Origin of the sequence: Vallitalea pronyensis, from assembly GCF_018141445.1 — a bacterium.
Classification (GTDB): domain Bacteria; phylum Bacillota; class Clostridia; order Lachnospirales; family Vallitaleaceae; genus Vallitalea; species Vallitalea pronyensis.
In genome coordinates this window covers 3,703,442-3,718,732 of record NZ_CP058649.1, presented here as the reverse complement: position 1 = coordinate 3,718,732, position 15,291 = coordinate 3,703,442, and the positions used below count along the sequence as shown (strand labels likewise).

The 15,291-nt window shown below is 36.1% G+C and carries 16 protein-coding genes; all 16 read left to right on the top strand.

The annotated features are described in order from the left end of the window. The first annotated feature begins 19 nt into the window (after positions 1 to 19). Positions 20 to 811 (top strand): ABC transporter ATP-binding protein, encoded by a 792-nt coding sequence (locus HZI73_RS15715; protein ID WP_212694331.1) that lies wholly within the window; start codon positions 20 to 22, stop codon positions 809 to 811. Further along, a complete protein-coding gene (locus HZI73_RS15710) occupies positions 795 to 1,511 on the top strand; it encodes an ABC transporter ATP-binding protein (protein ID WP_334300206.1) in 717 nt (238 codons plus the stop codon). The genes HZI73_RS15715 and HZI73_RS15710 overlap by 17 nt, the downstream gene beginning before the upstream one ends. A gap of 85 nt (positions 1,512 to 1,596) precedes the next feature. Next, positions 1,597 to 2,901, top strand: coding sequence for an ABC transporter substrate-binding protein (locus HZI73_RS15705; RefSeq protein ID WP_212694329.1), 1,305 nt, complete (start codon positions 1,597 to 1,599; stop codon positions 2,899 to 2,901). 73 nt (positions 2,902 to 2,974) lie between these two features. Beyond that, on the top strand, positions 2,975 to 4,204 hold the full coding sequence (locus HZI73_RS15700; protein ID WP_212694328.1) for an esterase/lipase family protein: 1,230 nt from the start codon (positions 2,975 to 2,977) through the stop codon (positions 4,202 to 4,204). 82 nt (positions 4,205 to 4,286) lie between these two features. Next, positions 4,287 to 5,084, top strand: coding sequence for an alpha/beta fold hydrolase (locus HZI73_RS15695; protein WP_212694327.1), 798 nt, complete (start codon positions 4,287 to 4,289; stop codon positions 5,082 to 5,084). A 380-nt stretch (positions 5,085 to 5,464) separates the two neighbouring features. Next, on the top strand, positions 5,465 to 6,496 hold the full coding sequence (locus HZI73_RS15690; RefSeq protein WP_246552182.1) for a 3-oxoacyl-ACP synthase: 1,032 nt from the start codon (positions 5,465 to 5,467) through the stop codon (positions 6,494 to 6,496). A gap of 26 nt (positions 6,497 to 6,522) precedes the next feature. Beyond that, positions 6,523 to 7,842: an acetyl-CoA hydrolase/transferase family protein gene (locus tag HZI73_RS15685; RefSeq protein WP_212694325.1), complete on the top strand. Its 1,320-nt coding sequence runs from the start codon at positions 6,523 to 6,525 to the stop codon at positions 7,840 to 7,842. 16 nt (positions 7,843 to 7,858) lie between these two features. Continuing rightward, entirely contained in the window at positions 7,859 to 8,848 is a 990-nt protein-coding gene (locus HZI73_RS15680) for a 3-oxoacyl-ACP synthase III family protein (protein ID WP_212694324.1), read from the top strand. 63 nt (positions 8,849 to 8,911) lie between these two features. Then, the gene (locus HZI73_RS15675) at positions 8,912 to 10,342 is read left to right on the top strand and encodes a recombinase family protein (protein ID WP_212694323.1); all 1,431 of its coding nucleotides are present in this window, start codon (positions 8,912 to 8,914) and stop codon (positions 10,340 to 10,342) included. Positions 10,343 to 10,370: 28 nt separating this feature from the next. Further along, the gene (locus HZI73_RS15670) at positions 10,371 to 11,204 is read left to right on the top strand and encodes a hypothetical protein (RefSeq protein WP_212694322.1); all 834 of its coding nucleotides are present in this window, start codon (positions 10,371 to 10,373) and stop codon (positions 11,202 to 11,204) included. 190 nt (positions 11,205 to 11,394) lie between these two features. Beyond that, positions 11,395 to 11,574 carry a hypothetical protein gene (locus HZI73_RS15665; RefSeq protein ID WP_212694321.1) on the top strand — a complete coding sequence of 60 codons (180 nt, stop codon included), beginning with the start codon at positions 11,395 to 11,397 and terminating at the stop codon, positions 11,572 to 11,574. A gap of 409 nt (positions 11,575 to 11,983) precedes the next feature. Then, positions 11,984 to 12,538 (top strand): hypothetical protein, encoded by a 555-nt coding sequence (locus tag HZI73_RS15660; RefSeq protein WP_212694320.1) that lies wholly within the window; start codon positions 11,984 to 11,986, stop codon positions 12,536 to 12,538. Next, positions 12,475 to 12,849, top strand: coding sequence for a hypothetical protein (locus HZI73_RS15655; RefSeq protein ID WP_212694319.1), 375 nt, complete (start codon positions 12,475 to 12,477; stop codon positions 12,847 to 12,849). Before HZI73_RS15660 ends, HZI73_RS15655 begins: the two co-directional genes overlap by 64 nt. 72 nt (positions 12,850 to 12,921) lie before the next feature. Further along, positions 12,922 to 13,599: a hypothetical protein gene (locus HZI73_RS15650; RefSeq protein WP_212694318.1), complete on the top strand. Its 678-nt coding sequence runs from the start codon at positions 12,922 to 12,924 to the stop codon at positions 13,597 to 13,599. A gap of 392 nt (positions 13,600 to 13,991) precedes the next feature. Then, on the top strand, positions 13,992 to 14,429 hold the full coding sequence (locus tag HZI73_RS15645; protein WP_212694317.1) for a hypothetical protein: 438 nt from the start codon (positions 13,992 to 13,994) through the stop codon (positions 14,427 to 14,429). Between the two features lie 266 nt (positions 14,430 to 14,695). Continuing rightward, positions 14,696 to 15,034 carry a nuclear transport factor 2 family protein gene (locus HZI73_RS15640; RefSeq protein ID WP_246552181.1) on the top strand — a complete coding sequence of 113 codons (339 nt, stop codon included), beginning with the start codon at positions 14,696 to 14,698 and terminating at the stop codon, positions 15,032 to 15,034. The last annotated feature ends 257 nt before the right edge of the window (positions 15,035 to 15,291 follow it).

Here is a 15,291-nt window from a genome sequence, read left to right as displayed (position 1 = left end):
GAAAGGAATCGATGGAAAGATGAAAAGTATTTTACAAGTTGATAATTTATCCATGAGTTTTGGTGGCTTAAAAGCTGTGGATCGTTTAAGTTTCTCTGTGGAAACAGGCAGTATCTATGGACTTATTGGACCTAATGGAGCTGGTAAAACAACAGTTTTTAACTGCATCAGCCGTTTTTATAAGCCAGATAATGGTGTCATGACGTTTTGCCCAGATCAGCAGACTTACAATCTTATGGACTATAAAGTCCATGAAGTTATTACCATTGGTCTAGCCAGAACATTTCAAAACGTTGAACTCATCAAAACCATGACGGTTCTTGAGAATTTAATGATGGGTATGCATAGTCAATTAAAATGTGGCATCCTGATGCAAGGTTTTCACTTACCCAGCGTATGGCGAGAAGAGAAGATGGCCAAGAAAAAAGCCATGGACATTCTCGATTTTCTAGGACTAAAAGGTATTGAACATCAATTGGCGGCTTCTCAGCCTTATGGCATACAGAAGCTTATTGAGTTAGGTAGAACCCTTATAGCCAATCCGAAGCTCATCATTTTGGATGAACCTGCTGCTGGCATGAATGGAGCAGAAACAGAAGCTTTAGCAAAACTTATTAAAAAAATAAGAGACCAATATGGTGTCACTATCTTGTTAGTTGAGCATGATATGGGGCTTGTCATGGAGGTCTGTGAAAAAATATGTGTCATCAGTTTTGGTAAGAAAATAGCTGAGGGAACCCCAGAAGCCATACAGGATGATCCTGCTGTACAAGAAGCGTATCTTGGAAAGGAGGATGAAGTCCATGCTTAAACTGACAGATGTAAATGCGTATTATGGTTATGTTCATGCACTAAAAGGTATCACACTATCCGTACCAAGAGGTAAAATTGTTACATTATTAGGAGCAAATGGAGCTGGTAAGACCTCCATATTAAAAGCCATTTCAGGTATCTTGGAAGTAAGGGATGGTCATATAACCTTTGAAGAAGCCCATTTAACAAGTGTTCGACCAGAGCATATCGTAGCAAGGGGTATTGTTCAATCCCCAGAGGGTAGACAGATTTTTCCTGAATTATCGGTGAATGAAAACCTGATGATAGGGGCTTATACACGAACAGATAAAAAAGACATTAAGACGACATTAGAAAAAGTATATGGTTATTTTCCCAGGTTGAAGGAAAGGGAGAAACAAACAGCAGGTACATTGTCTGGTGGTGAACAGCAAATGCTGGCTATTGGAAGAGCACTGATGGCGAAGCCTAAGTTGTTGTTATTGGATGAACCTTCCTTGGGCTTAGCCCCATTAATCGTGAAAGATATCTTTCATATTATACAAGAAATCAATAAATCAGGAACAACTATACTGCTTGTGGAGCAAAATGCTTATCAAGCACTAGCCATTGCTGATTATGGCTATATCTTAGAAACGGGTAAAATCGTACACAGAGGACCAGCCAATGAGCTTCGTAACGATGAAAAAGTGAAGCAAGCTTATCTAGGCAGTTTATAGTGCCATTGGTAACAATAGGCTTTACCAGGATGTTAAGTCTTGGTGTATCCATTATAAATATACATGATTAAAGGGAGGAAATTTTATGTTCAAGTTAAAGGGTAACACATTACTTATCTTAGTACTGAGTTTAGTACTGATACTATCCATAACGGGGTGTAAGAAAGAAGCGGATTCTACCAACGGTGATAAAGCAAAAGACAACCCAGCAACAGAAGATAGTCATAGTAATCAGGATGACAATAAAGACGAAGAAAAACCTGTTAAGGTTGAATACGCTAATGGAGCTTCCGATTCAGCTATTAAAATTGGAACGGTAGGTGTACAATCTGGTCCTCTTGCGTTCATTGGGACACCTTACTTTGCAGGTATGGAAGCATACTTCAATAAGGTAAACGAAGAAGGAGGGGTTAATGGGCGAAAAATCGAGCTAATTAAGAAAGATGATGAATTTAAACCGGATAAATCCGTGCAGGCTATTGAATCCTTAGTCTTTGATGAAGAAGTATTCGCTATAGTTGGGCACTTAGGCACACCAGGTGTTATGGCATCTGTGGATATCGTAAAAGAAGAGGGCATTCCATCGGTGTACTTTGGCTCAGGTGCAGCTACACTGACAGAGGCTGGAGAAAATTTTTTCCCTGTTCAGCCAAATTATGTTTATGAAGGTAAATTAATGGCAAAATATGCAATGGATGAATTTAACGCTTCAAAGATTGCAGTGATTTATCGAAATGATGATGTAGGTAAAGACGGGCTAGATGGCATCGTTGACGGCTTAAAAGCATTAGGAAAATCTGATGTATTAGCTGCAAGTGATCAATTAGCTTACAACGCTGGAGACACAGATTTTACAGTTCAGGTACAAAAAGCCAAGAGTGCTAATCCAGACTTATTGATTATTTATGGACTTGGTGGTGGCACAGCAGGTATCTTAAAAGAAATTGAAAAGGTTGGTTTTAATATACCCATGCTTACAACCTATTCCAATGCAGATGCTTCATTCTTAGCCATGGCATCACCAGGTGCTCCAAATGTGATCACAAACTTACATGTTATGGGCTGGTTGGATGTATCAGAAGCTAAATTAAAACCTTTGAATGATGCAATGGCTAAGTATTTTGCTGATGTACCTGTTAATGCGTACACCATGGCTGGTTGGGTTGCAGCTGAAACATTTGTAGCTGGTGTCAAACAAGCAGGGGATAACTTATCTTGGGCAGGATATATTGATGCTATGAATCACTTAAAATTCACTGAAGGTCTAGCACCTGAGATTTCGTATACAACAGGCGTTCGAGAAGGTGTTACCCAGATGGCTATTAGCCGAGTTGTTCAGCAGGATGATGCATTTATCTTTGAATTATTAACGGATTTTAATGCATTCTAAAAGGCTGTTGTCAAGAGATATAAAAGGATAATCAATGGATAAAAACAAAGATAGGTTGAAGGAGGACAATAGGATGTTTAAAAAAGTAAGTGCGTTATTACTAACAGTCGTTTTGACAGCAATGGTAATTGTGACTGAAACACCTATAAAGGCTAGCTCCAACATGACTATTGAAGCAACATTTACAGAGAGTGCTACAACGAAATATTGGGATAAAGTAGAACGTATTCGTTTACACAACAGCAGTATCCGTCAAGAGATTTTTATTGGGGATAATGAACACAAAGCCTCCAATATTGTCACCCAATTTGGTACAGCCCAACCCCATTCCCAATTATTTTTGCTGCATTATGCAGCTCATTGGGATACAGGCTCAAAACCATACCCCGTATTGCTTGTACATGGTGCAGGGTCCAATGGGGACTACTATGCAGACCCAAGATTAGACGGGTCAAGGGATGGGCTGATGCAATATCTAAGTCATGATGGTTACCAAGTGTTTTCTATTACATTTGCCCATCCTCACGGAGATAATTATGTTCAAAGAGAAATTCTTGATGCAGCTATAGACCGTATTAAGGAAGTAACAGGTGCTTCAAAAGTAGACCTGATTGCCCATAGCAAAGGCAATATGAGCGCACGTATGTATGTATCCAACGTTAAAAAGAGCTACGGTACAGCTTATGACCAAGATGTCCGTCGCTATATCCAACTAGCAGCACCTAATGGCGGTATTGATTATGCTTTTAGAAATACATGGGCAGCATGGGGGATTATGGCCAATGATGCTTTTGGTCCAGTACCTTTCACAAGTATGCTCATCTATGGTCTATGGCATAATACAGCCTATCATAGTATCTATGGTGAGGGTGATGGTGGGGGAGCTTATACAGGTCAAGCTCAGATGTTAGCGAGGTGGGACTCAGAGTATCCGTTGTCCGTTACAGAACAAGATTGGTACACGGCTTATCACGGTGGATGGGGGTTCTTTAGTTACTCAAAGGGTATTGATTATGCCATCAGCCAAGGTGATTATGTAATAAGTTTACTCAAGCAATCTCCAGTAGATGCAGGTGTTGAACTGGCTACCCTTAGTGGTAACAAAAATACCATTGAAGGTATTGTCCTTGAGAATGATGGACCAAGCGATGGTATCTTATTTGTGGATAGTGCTATGTTAACCCATGATATGACTGTTGGTGGTGCAACACTGTTAGATAAACAGACCATGGATTACAACCATATTGAATTAACCTATGAAATACCTGCTATGCATTGGGTAAGAACACAGCTTGAAAGATAGATAAAGTCACTAGTACGATTGGCACAGTATTTGCAATTTATATAAGTAAAAATAGCATATAATGAAACGTTGAGGTGTTAAGATGGGACGAATAAAAGCAAATGGCATTCATATGTATTATGAAATACATGGTTCAGGCGAACCGTTGGTGCTCATTGAAGGATTAGGCTATGCAACATGGATGTGGTATAAACAGATAGAAAGGTTATCTCAACATTATAAGGTCATTGTCTTTGATAACCGAGGTGTTGGTAAAACAGATATGCCCGATGAAGAATATACCATTGAGCTGTTTGCAGCGGATATGGCAGAGTTATTAGATGCTTTAGGTATTAAAAAAGCCCATATTTTAGGGGTATCTATGGGGGGCTATGTAGCTCAAGAATTTGCACTATCCTACCCTGAATATGTGGATAAACTTATATTATGTTCAACAACTTTTGGTGGACCTAATTGTATTCCAATACCAGAAGCAACCTTATCCATGATGTTTAAAGGTGGCGGTGACTATAAATCAGAAGATGATATCAAGAAGGTCATAAGTATCGCACTTGATGAAAAAAATCTTTCAAAGCATGAAGATGTACTGGTTAAAATTATGGAAGAAAAAATGGCACACCCCCAACCAAAATTTGCATATAATCGTCAATTAATGGCGTCAGCAGGTTTTAATACAGAAGAACGATTATGTAAAGTAAAAGCAGAAACATTGATTCTTGCTGGTAGAGGTGATCGTGTCGTACCATGGGAAAACAGCCAACTGATTCAAAATAAAATTCCTCACTCCAGATGTGAAGTTTTAGAAGGAGCAGGGCATGTATTTTTTATGGAGCAACCAGCATTAACCAACAAACTTATCGTGGATTTTTTATACCAATAGACAAGTCAGTGGGAAAGGAAATAATGGAATGGGTAGGTAATTTATTTACTTACTCATTCCATATGAAAGAGATTGCGTGATTAGAAAAAAACAGATGCCCATGTGAATAAATAGATAGTATGTTGTCCTACATGAAACATTAAAGGATTGTATAGCAAGATATATCTCCGATGGTCAAGCAGACAGGGTATCCATATTGGAAGATATGGAAGAATACATGAATAAATAAAATGATTAAGTAGTACTTGGGATGTGAAATAATTAAAGAAAAAAACATCGTTGTCATTTTGTTAAGGATATGAATAAGAAGCTTCGACATTGTAAAGTCAAGCTAATTTTTACATAGATCATGGATAAATAGAGTGAAGGAGGAGAATGTTTTGGAACACGATAACATAGGTATTGTTGGAACCGGAATTTATATACCAGATGGACGAATGACAGCAGCTGAAATAGCTGAAAAAACAGGTGGCATATGGGCTGAAGAAGCTATTATCAATAAGTTAGGCATTATCGAAAAAACAATACCAAATAAAGAGGATGGTCCACAGGACATGGGTATGAAAGCTGCACGACATGCACTTGAACGAACAGGTGTTAATCCTTTAGAGATAGATCTTATTCTATGTATGGGAGAAGAATGGAAAGAATACCCACTGACCACATCGGGTATCTACATACAAGAAAAAATAGGTGCAAAGAATGCATGGTCTATTGATGTGCAACAAAGATGTTGTACAACGGTAGCTGCCATGAAAATGGCTAAGGACATGATGATTGCTGATGATACGATCAACATGGTGTTGGTAGTTGGTGGTTATCGTAATAGCGATCTGGTGGATTATGGTGACCGGTCCATGTCCATGATGTATAACTTATCAGCTGGAGGTGGAGCCATCATCATGAAAAAAGGACACAACGCCAATGTCTTATTAGGAACACATATAATGACAGATGGTTCATTGGCCAGAGATGTAGGTGTTGAGATTGGTGGAACAACCCACCCCATTACCCTAGAGAATATTGATGATGCTTTTAAGCTGAGAATTTTCGATGAAAAGCATATGAAAAATCGTTTGAATGAAGTGTCTATGAAGAATTGGATTACCTGTATGGATAAAGCTTTTGAAAAATCAGGTATGGTAAAGGAAGAATTAGGCTATCTAGCAGTACTCCATTTTAAATATTCCATGCATAAGTATTTATTGGATTTATTAGGACTAACCGATGAACAATCCATTTATCTTAACCACTATGGGCATATGGGTCAGGTGGATCAGATTTTATCCTTACACCTGGCATTAGAAGAAGGCAAGGTAAAAGAAGGTACAGTTGTAGCCATGATTGCCGCAGGAATAGGCTATGCATGGGCCGCCAATGTGATTAGATGGGGAAAAGCTAAAAAACATTAATCATAGAAAGAATGGAGGACTAGGTCATGGATGTAAGAAAAATATATAGAAGTAAAAAAATAACAGTGGACCAAGCACTAGACAAAATTCAATCAGGTGATAATCTGGTATCCGCATTATCAGCAGCTGAACCAAAGGAGATATTATCCAAGTTACATACCATTAGCCAACGGGTTAAAGGTGTAAATATTGCCACCTGCCTGCCCCAGAATGATTATCCTTACTTTGTGAATCCTGACTATGAGGAAAGTTTTCGTATGGATGGCTGGTTCTATAGTCCGGCTATTCGAAAGGCTCATAGACAAGGAAATGTATCCTACATCCCCAATAACCTACACTTTTGTGCAACGAAACGTTTGGATCATCGTCCAACCAATGTATTCCTAGGAACAGCTTCACCTATGGATGAACATGGTTTTATATCCCTATCGTTAAGCGTCACCTATGAACGGGATATGGTTGAAAAAGCAGATATGGTTATACTGGAAGTTAATCCAAATATGCCACGAACCTTTGGGGATACCATTGTCCATATTAACGATATTGATTATGTGGTGGAAGTGGATTATCCAATACCTGAATTGCCAACATTAGAGCCTTCTGATAAGGATAAAGTCATTGGAAAATACATAGCGGACCTAGTAGAAGATGGTTCTACCATTCAATTAGGTATAGGGGGAATACCCAATGCTGTAGCGGCTGAGCTCATGCATAAAAAAGACCTTGGTATACACACAGAGATGTTTACAGATGGCATGGTTGATCTCTACGAAGCAGGGGTTATTACAGGTAAGCATAAGACGTTAATGCCTGGTAAAATGGTAGCAACCTTTGCTTTGGGTACGAAGAAGTTATATGATTTTATACATGACAATCCAGGTGTAAATATCATGCGTGGCAGTTGGGTCAATGATCCATATGTCATTGGACAAAATTACAAGATGGTTTCTATCAACACCACGTTGCAGATTGATTTAACAGGACAATGTTGTTCTGAGTCCATTGGGCATCGTCAGTTTAGTGGCACTGGGGGGCAATCGGATACAGCCATTGGTGCTCAGAATGCAGAAGGTGGAAAATCCATTATTGCTCTTTATGCTACAGCAAGAGTGAGAGTGCAAGGTCAGGATGAACGAAAAGAAATTTCTAAGATAGTGTCCAGACTTGATGTTGGAGCAGCAGTATCTCTATCACGCAATGATGTGGATTATGTTGTGACAGAGTATGGTGTCGCAGCATTACGTGGAACGTCTATCCGTGAACGCGTAGAGCGACTCATCAGCATCGCTTATCCAAAGTTTAGGGAACAATTAAGAGAAGAAGCCAAAGAACTGATGATTTGGTAGAATAGGGGTGTGTGACATGTTAAGAGCTAAAATCGTAGGTACTGGAAGATATGTACCCGACCAATTAATAACCAATGCAGACATGGAAAAAATGTTAGGGGAACCGTTAAAACCTAGCATTGAAGAAAAACTGGGCATAAAACAGCGTTACGTAACTGATGAGCATGAAAGTTCAGTTGATCTAGGCGAACATGCGGCCTTAAAGGCTATTGACGAAGCAGGCATCAAGCCAGAAGACATCGATTTAATCATTGTTGCAACGGATACACCTGAATACATCAGCCCAGCTACTTCATCGGTTTTACAAGGAAGAATTCATGCATACAATGCAGGTACTTTTGACTTGAATGCGTCTTGTTCAGGCTTTGTAGCAGGTATGGATGTGGCTTCGCGTATGATCATGACTGGTGGCTATACCTATATTCTTGTAGTTGGTGTTTACAACATGACCAAATTCGTTGACAAAAGTAACCCAAATGTATTTCCTATCTTTGCTGATGGAGGTGGAGCTATTGTTCTTCAGGCAGTTGAAGGTGAAAAAGAAGAGGGCTTCTTAGCTTCTAAGTTGATTGCCGATGGTACACAGTATGACCTATTAGGTATCTATGCTGGTGGAACGAAGAACCCTATAACCATAGAGCGTTTAGAAAATAAAGAACATCTCTTAACTTTTTTAAAGAAACTACCACCTGATCGTAACATTAAACTATGGCCACCCCTTATTAAAGATGTCCTTAATAAAGTTAAGATGGCGTATAAAGATATTGATCATATCTTCTTAACTCAGATTAATAAATGGGTCATTGAAGAAGTCATGAAAGCCATTAATTTACCCATGGAAAAAACCACATGCATTATGGATCGCTATGGCTATACAGGTTCGGCATGTATTCCTATGGCTCTTGATGTGGCTCTTGAAGAAGGCCGTGTAAAACAGGGTGATCTTGTGGTCTTTATCGCTTCTGGGGTTGGATTTAATGTTTCAGCTGCAGTATTTCGTCTGTGAATCAGTACGAATATTCAAGTAATGAACAATAAAATCTATCATAGACTATAATAAGACCCTTATATGCAGGTGATTGACTTGCGAGGTGCTGTATACATTCGTGTTAGCACATCCGATCAGTTGGAATTTAGCCCAGATGCACAAAAGAAAGCTATATTAAAGTATGCGAAAATGCATGATATATTGGTGGAGGAAAAATACATCTATATGGATGAAGGGATATCAGGTAGAAAAGCTGAAAAAAGACCAGCTTTTATGAAGATGATTAAAAAAGCTAAAGAAAAACCCAAGCCATTTGATGTGATATTAGTTCACAAGTTTGATCGCTTTGCAAGAAATAGAGAAGATAGTGTGGTGTATAAATCACTCCTTAAGAAAAAGTGCGGCATACGTGTAATCAGTGTATCCGAACAGTTGGAAGATGATAAATTCTCTATCATACTGGAGTCCATGTTAGAGGCTATGGCAGAGTATTATAGCCTTAATTTATCGGATGAAGTTAAAAAAGGTATGTCAGAAAAAGCAAGACGCGGCGGCATACAAACTAGACCTCCCATTGGCTATCATTTTGTTGACGGGCATATTACAGTCAATCATAAAGAGAAGGCTATTGTTCATTATATCTATAAAGCTTTTGTGGATCAAGAAACTTCCTATGTGGACATAGCCAAACACCTAAACGCCATGGGACATCGAACAAAGAATAATGGCATGTTTCAAAGTAAATCCATTAAATACATACTAGAAAATCCTTTTTACATCGGTATTGTTCGATGGAATCGTCATAATAGAAAAGGGGAGCTGCGTCAAGAAGAATATTGGATTATTGCTACTGGCGAACATGAGCACATCATTAGTGATGAGCTCTATTATCAAGCCATGGAACGTATCAAGACCTTAAAGCAGACTAAAAGATCCAATCGACATGGGCAGTTTCGCCACTATTTATCCGGTTTGATACGATGTGCTTATTGTCATGGAACCATGGTTTACAAGAGTAATGGAAAGAAACATATTTATTTTCGATGCAGAAAAAGTGCAAATGGAGCCTGTGAGCAACGAAAAATGATTCGATTAGACACCCTTGAATATCTAATGACTAAACGGTTAACGAAAGATTTTAAAGACAGGGTTTTAGGAATAAAACCTAGAGATTATTGTAATCGAGAGACAATGGAACAGCTCCATAAAAGTCTCAACCGCATTCCTTTAAAATTCAAAAATATCAAGCAAGCCTATATGGAAGGCATTGATAGCATTGAGGAATATAAAGAAAATAAGCAAACATTATTAGACGAGAAAGAAAAAATAAAAAAACAGATACGAGCATATCCTAAGGTACATGACAAGCAACAACATGTTACACTCCATCAACTATTAACTCAATCTGTTAAGAATAGCAGCAAACACAACCAATTATATTCTTCATTTATTAAGAAAATCCTTGTGGATGTACCTAAAAAATCCATTAAGGTTTATTATTATTACCATTAGAAAGGTAGATGAATCATATCAGGTGTCCTTGTTACCATTCGGTGAACCTAAGTTATTAACATGTGTTGCTCCTGTTGTGTTTGATGAATGTGGTATTAATCTTTGTAGAGAAATAAAAATACCTGAATATCTATTAGAGCAGCACCCTGATACTGCAGCTATTGATGTAAAAGTTATTAACATTGATTTTAGTATTGGCGAAATCGATGGATCACGTGTTGATACTTTACAAAAAAGGCCTAACTGTGTTAGGGTTAAATTATCAAGATTAAAAGTTCGTTTTGCAGCGAAATTATTAGATCGCCATTGTAAAGTTCTAGCTGAGGAATGCTTCCAAGCACTTTATCTTCCAGATAAAGACTCTCCATATTGTGACGATGATACGAATCCACCATCTGTTACAATTGATTTATATGCTCCTTATGGCGTATCCTACTATGGTGAGTGTAAAGAGTGTATACCAACGATCAACTACTTAGGATTTGTAGAGGGACCAGATAGAAATAATGAATTACGTCAAGGTATCGGTTGCCAAGGCTTAGCTAAAGTTATCGAATTAGATCTTGATGATGGATGTATGGCAGTTGGCTTAACATTATATCTCAAGACTATCTATTTCATTCAATATAGACTTAAGCATGCAGGACTCTGTGTACCACCTAAGTGTGTACCTATTAATCCTTGCGAAGACAATGCTTGCTTAGAGTTTGTTGAAGGTGACTTGTTAGAACAAAGTATTCAACCACTTGAATTATGTACAAAACCTAAGACAATTACTCCTTGCTACGAAGAAGTAGAAGATCCAACACCTGCAGATGATGCAGCAACAAAAGAAGAATGTGATGATGAAGAATGCATATAAAAATTACTTAGAGCCTAACGTGTGTTAGGCTTTTTTTTTGCGGTTGTTTTGGAGAAGTGATATGAGGTTAGAGTAAGTGATTTGTTTTATTTACTAAAGAAGTGTTTAATCGAGATACAAAGATTCAGGAACTTAATAACCGCATTGCCAAAATAATGGCTGGAATAAGAGAAATTGGAGAGATGTAAAAATGAAAGAAAAATTACATGCATTGCTAGAAGTTAGAAAGATTGGTGCTTTACTCGTTGTAATGTTATTCTTGGTACTAAGTGCATTAGGAAAGATTGATGCAGATAAGTCATATTCCATTATTATTATGGTTGTAACTTTTTATTTTGGCAAATCTACAGCATTAGATAGACCAGAATAACACATGTATTGGATTATTAAAGGAGTGTGAGCCTTTTAAACCTTTTCTCTATTTTGTCGGATAATTACGGACCATTAGACCATGGGTGTAGCTTTTAGCTATGCCCTTTTTAATATCAATTAATAAAAGTATAATTATGCAATAGTAATTTAAGTAGTATAAATATTATATAAATATATTAAAATAAAATTAAATAAATTAAATTCAAATTATAGTTATTGACATATGAATTACATTTCTATAAAATAATGGTACTAATTTATAGAACTTAATTTATAAACTTAACTAGCAAATATTATATGTTCTGAGGAGGTGAAAACGCGCATAAGCTATTACTCCTATAGTTGATAATAATAAAACTTACTCGTTGTTCTAATTATTATTTTAAATAAAAAGGAGAAATTACATTATGAAAATTAATTTTAAGAGAGTTATTTGCCTTATTCTTACTCTTACTATTGCATTATCCCTACCAATAAACGCATCAACCACACAAAAGGATATTGACGTTAATGCTCTCTGCCAAGAACTATTTAACAATTTAACGCCAGAGGCTAAAGAGGAATTTGTAATAATTATGCAAGATGAGTATAATAAAGGTAATTCTTCTTTGCTAGATTATCACATACAATACGTAGATCAGTCATATACCATTACAAGCAATAAAAGTCTAACTAGTCAATTGCATTATAGTCGTGGAGATAGCCTAGCATATGATCTTAAGCAATTAAACTTACCCCAAGCTGTTGAGTACGCTTTAGTTGCATTTGGAGCTGCGCTTAAAGTACCTGTGGGTAATATTGTTGATGTTGCAATAGGTTTAGGTTTAATTATGCCCATAACTTTCCTATGCGTAGAAGTGCTGATAAGCATATGGACAAAGCTACAATTAGAGATATCATGCGCAGAGGTAGGGGTAAATATAAAGCATATTATAGTAAAACAACACAAAGAGTTTTATTAGTCTATAAAATTGATAATGGGGTAAGAGGTAATGTATCTCGTCTATGGAGAGATGAATGGGACTATACCGCTGAAAATTATGATTTGACAGGTTTCTATTTGTTTGTTTTATACAATGCAGGTGGAAATGATATTTTCCATGCGGAACTGAGATATGGAAATTATGCTGGGATAAACCTAGAATACATGCGTTATAAAAACCATCTTGCACATCGACTGTTCCCTATTCCCATAATAGAGCAATACAAGTATTATGGACCTAATCCCATTAATAAAATTAATGATGGTGGAGTGCATTTATTTAAAGGTTAATAAAACTATTTTAGTGATTGCAAAAGAAATATTAGTTCTTCAGGCTTTAATGATGATAAATAGGAGGTTATTATGTTTGATATTGACTGGAATGTTTACACTCTTTTTGATAAAGTCGATTCTTATATCTTTAAAATTAAAAAGATGACAAGAGGTTCTATACATGGTTTTACGCAAGAGCAATTGTCTGATTTAGCCAGAGTATGCGAAGTAATCCCTTATATTGGAGCGATAACAACTTTTGATTATGAAAGCCTTTGTAAATTTAAAGGTGGCATAGGAGATTACTTAAAGATGCTATTTTCATATGGTATTGGTAGCTGTATCTTTTATACATTTGTTGAGGGAGTTCCCGATGAACAGATTCAACTAATGGCAAAAAACTATACCTATAAGCTATTGTCATATGAGGAGAAAGTATTGACCATTAAATTTATGTACGAAGAACTCAATAATCGGGAATTCGATATAGCCTCTTATTATGAATGTTTAGGAGATCTATGTATATTTCATGACCCTCATAAGGCTAATTATCACTACAATAAAGCACTGGATTATTATAATCGTGTAAGCCTTGATAGTAATGGCATGCTTGTTGCTGGAAATAAGCAGGATGACCACTATTCCTGTATACTTCAACATGCTTGGAGTCTCTACTACGATGAAGAAGTTCCATTTTATACAACGTACCATTTTGAAGGAGCTAATAGAATGAAGGATAAAATTTCACGTCTATCTACTCATCATTAAAGAACAGATTAATATATATAAGGAAGAGTCTATCAGTTGATTATCAATTAATAGACTCTTGTGATTGTTTGAAATAAGCATAAAAAGAAACTTTAGCATAGAGGACAGGTGTGATATAATGATTATTAAAAGCAGAATTGCAAATTAGAGACTAAATGTCATTTTAATAATCATAATTTTGGAGGTGATGATATAGATACTATAATCGGATTCTTTTCAATGGTCAACATAATCACATATCTATTACAATATACATACTGATGCTAGTCGTCAAACTTGCTACGAGAGGGATAAAGGCTTTAGATATATACATATCTAAAAATCAAAATAATAAATACTAAAGTACCAATTAGTGCATATTGGACATCAACATAATTTTTAGGGGGTACGTAATGAAATCTATAAAATATTGTATGATCATAATAATGATTATGACTATAATAACAAGTTGTTCAAAGAAAGAGGTTGTTAGCCATAAATATACATTTGAAGGGGAAAGTACAAATTGGATTGGAGAGTTGGAAGTAAAAATAATTGAAAATATTACAGAAAAAGATGAAATAGTAGAATATGACCCAGAGCAAAAAAAAGAATTTATTTTAACTTATAAAGGCGAAATTGATGATTTAAAACCCTTAAAGGAATTAAAATATAAATTTGAATATAGATGTGGCAGTGGCAGTGGAAAAATTGAAAAACATAATACAAAAGTAGTAAGTCATAATTCAAGTAGTAGAGGTGGTACGTTAATAAATCAAGAGGAGGTGATAACTGTAACAGTAGAACATGGTGAAGATATAGAAATTTTTGAGCTCAAAAGCACTGATTAATATATAATGGGTTAACGTCATATAGGGTGTTTTATATCCTTAATATATACTAAATGTAAACTTTCTTAATACGACATATATAAGTAAATATGTATAATTTTGTTAGTAGGCTACTTTCTTAATTGATGTAGATTCTTTTATATTGCTTATTTTTTAAGTATCTGTTAAGATAAACAAAATATATGTCGGGAATTTATTAGTCATATTGAAATTCGTACTAGTCAAGTATCATAATTACTAATTTATAATTTAAAGGAGAATACTTAATGATGAATCCACAAGAGATAGTTAACAAGCAGTTAGAATTTTATAATAACCATAATTTGGATGGGTTTATATCTACTTATCATGATGATGTTAAAATCTTTAATCTTGAAGATAATTCAGTCATACTTGAAGGTAAAAAAGCATTAAAAGAAAGGTATAGAGAAAGGTTTGATATTTTTAAAGTGCATTCAGATATTCAAAATCGCATTGTTGTTGGGAATAAAGTAATAGACCATGAGTATGTAACAGGATTAAAAAAAGATACAATTGTAAAAGCAGTTGCAATCTATGAGATAGAAGATAGTTTAATAAAAAGAGTTTGGTTTACTTTTGAATAATAAGGTAATATGTTTTTATATAGTGAATTGTTACTATAAGTAATTGCAAATTTCCGTACGCAACATCATATAACAAAATATTTCCATTCACTACGCATGTCCCTTCACCGGGTGCAAGCACCGCCTACGTAGGAAGGCTTTGAGGGGCCGGTTCAGAGACATTGGAAATTAGGAGCGTTAATCTATATTCTTATGTAATAATAGAAAACAGAATTAAAGCACTGTTTAGTACATAAATGATCTTCTTAATGGAAGGT

Coding starts and splice junctions, on each gene's coding strand:
- HZI73_RS15715 (WP_212694331.1), top strand. CDS start 20: ATGAAAAGTATTTTACAAGTTGATAATTTATCCATGAGTTTTGGTGGC.
- HZI73_RS15710 (WP_334300206.1), top strand. CDS start 795: ATGAAGTCCATGCTTAAACTGACAGATGTAAATGCGTATTATGGTTAT.
- HZI73_RS15705 (WP_212694329.1), top strand. CDS start 1,597: ATGTTCAAGTTAAAGGGTAACACATTACTTATCTTAGTACTGAGTTTA.
- HZI73_RS15700 (WP_212694328.1), top strand. CDS start 2,975: ATGTTTAAAAAAGTAAGTGCGTTATTACTAACAGTCGTTTTGACAGCA.
- HZI73_RS15695 (WP_212694327.1), top strand. CDS start 4,287: ATGGGACGAATAAAAGCAAATGGCATTCATATGTATTATGAAATACAT.
- HZI73_RS15685 (WP_212694325.1), top strand. CDS start 6,523: ATGGATGTAAGAAAAATATATAGAAGTAAAAAAATAACAGTGGACCAA.
- HZI73_RS15680 (WP_212694324.1), top strand. CDS start 7,859: ATGTTAAGAGCTAAAATCGTAGGTACTGGAAGATATGTACCCGACCAA.
- HZI73_RS15675 (WP_212694323.1), top strand. CDS start 8,912: ATGCAGGTGATTGACTTGCGAGGTGCTGTATACATTCGTGTTAGCACA.
- HZI73_RS15665 (WP_212694321.1), top strand. CDS start 11,395: ATGAAAGAAAAATTACATGCATTGCTAGAAGTTAGAAAGATTGGTGCT.
- HZI73_RS15660 (WP_212694320.1), top strand. CDS start 11,984: ATGAAAATTAATTTTAAGAGAGTTATTTGCCTTATTCTTACTCTTACT.
- HZI73_RS15655 (WP_212694319.1), top strand. CDS start 12,475: ATGCGCAGAGGTAGGGGTAAATATAAAGCATATTATAGTAAAACAACA.
- HZI73_RS15650 (WP_212694318.1), top strand. CDS start 12,922: ATGTTTGATATTGACTGGAATGTTTACACTCTTTTTGATAAAGTCGAT.
- HZI73_RS15645 (WP_212694317.1), top strand. CDS start 13,992: ATGAAATCTATAAAATATTGTATGATCATAATAATGATTATGACTATA.
- HZI73_RS15640 (WP_246552181.1), top strand. CDS start 14,696: ATGATGAATCCACAAGAGATAGTTAACAAGCAGTTAGAATTTTATAAT.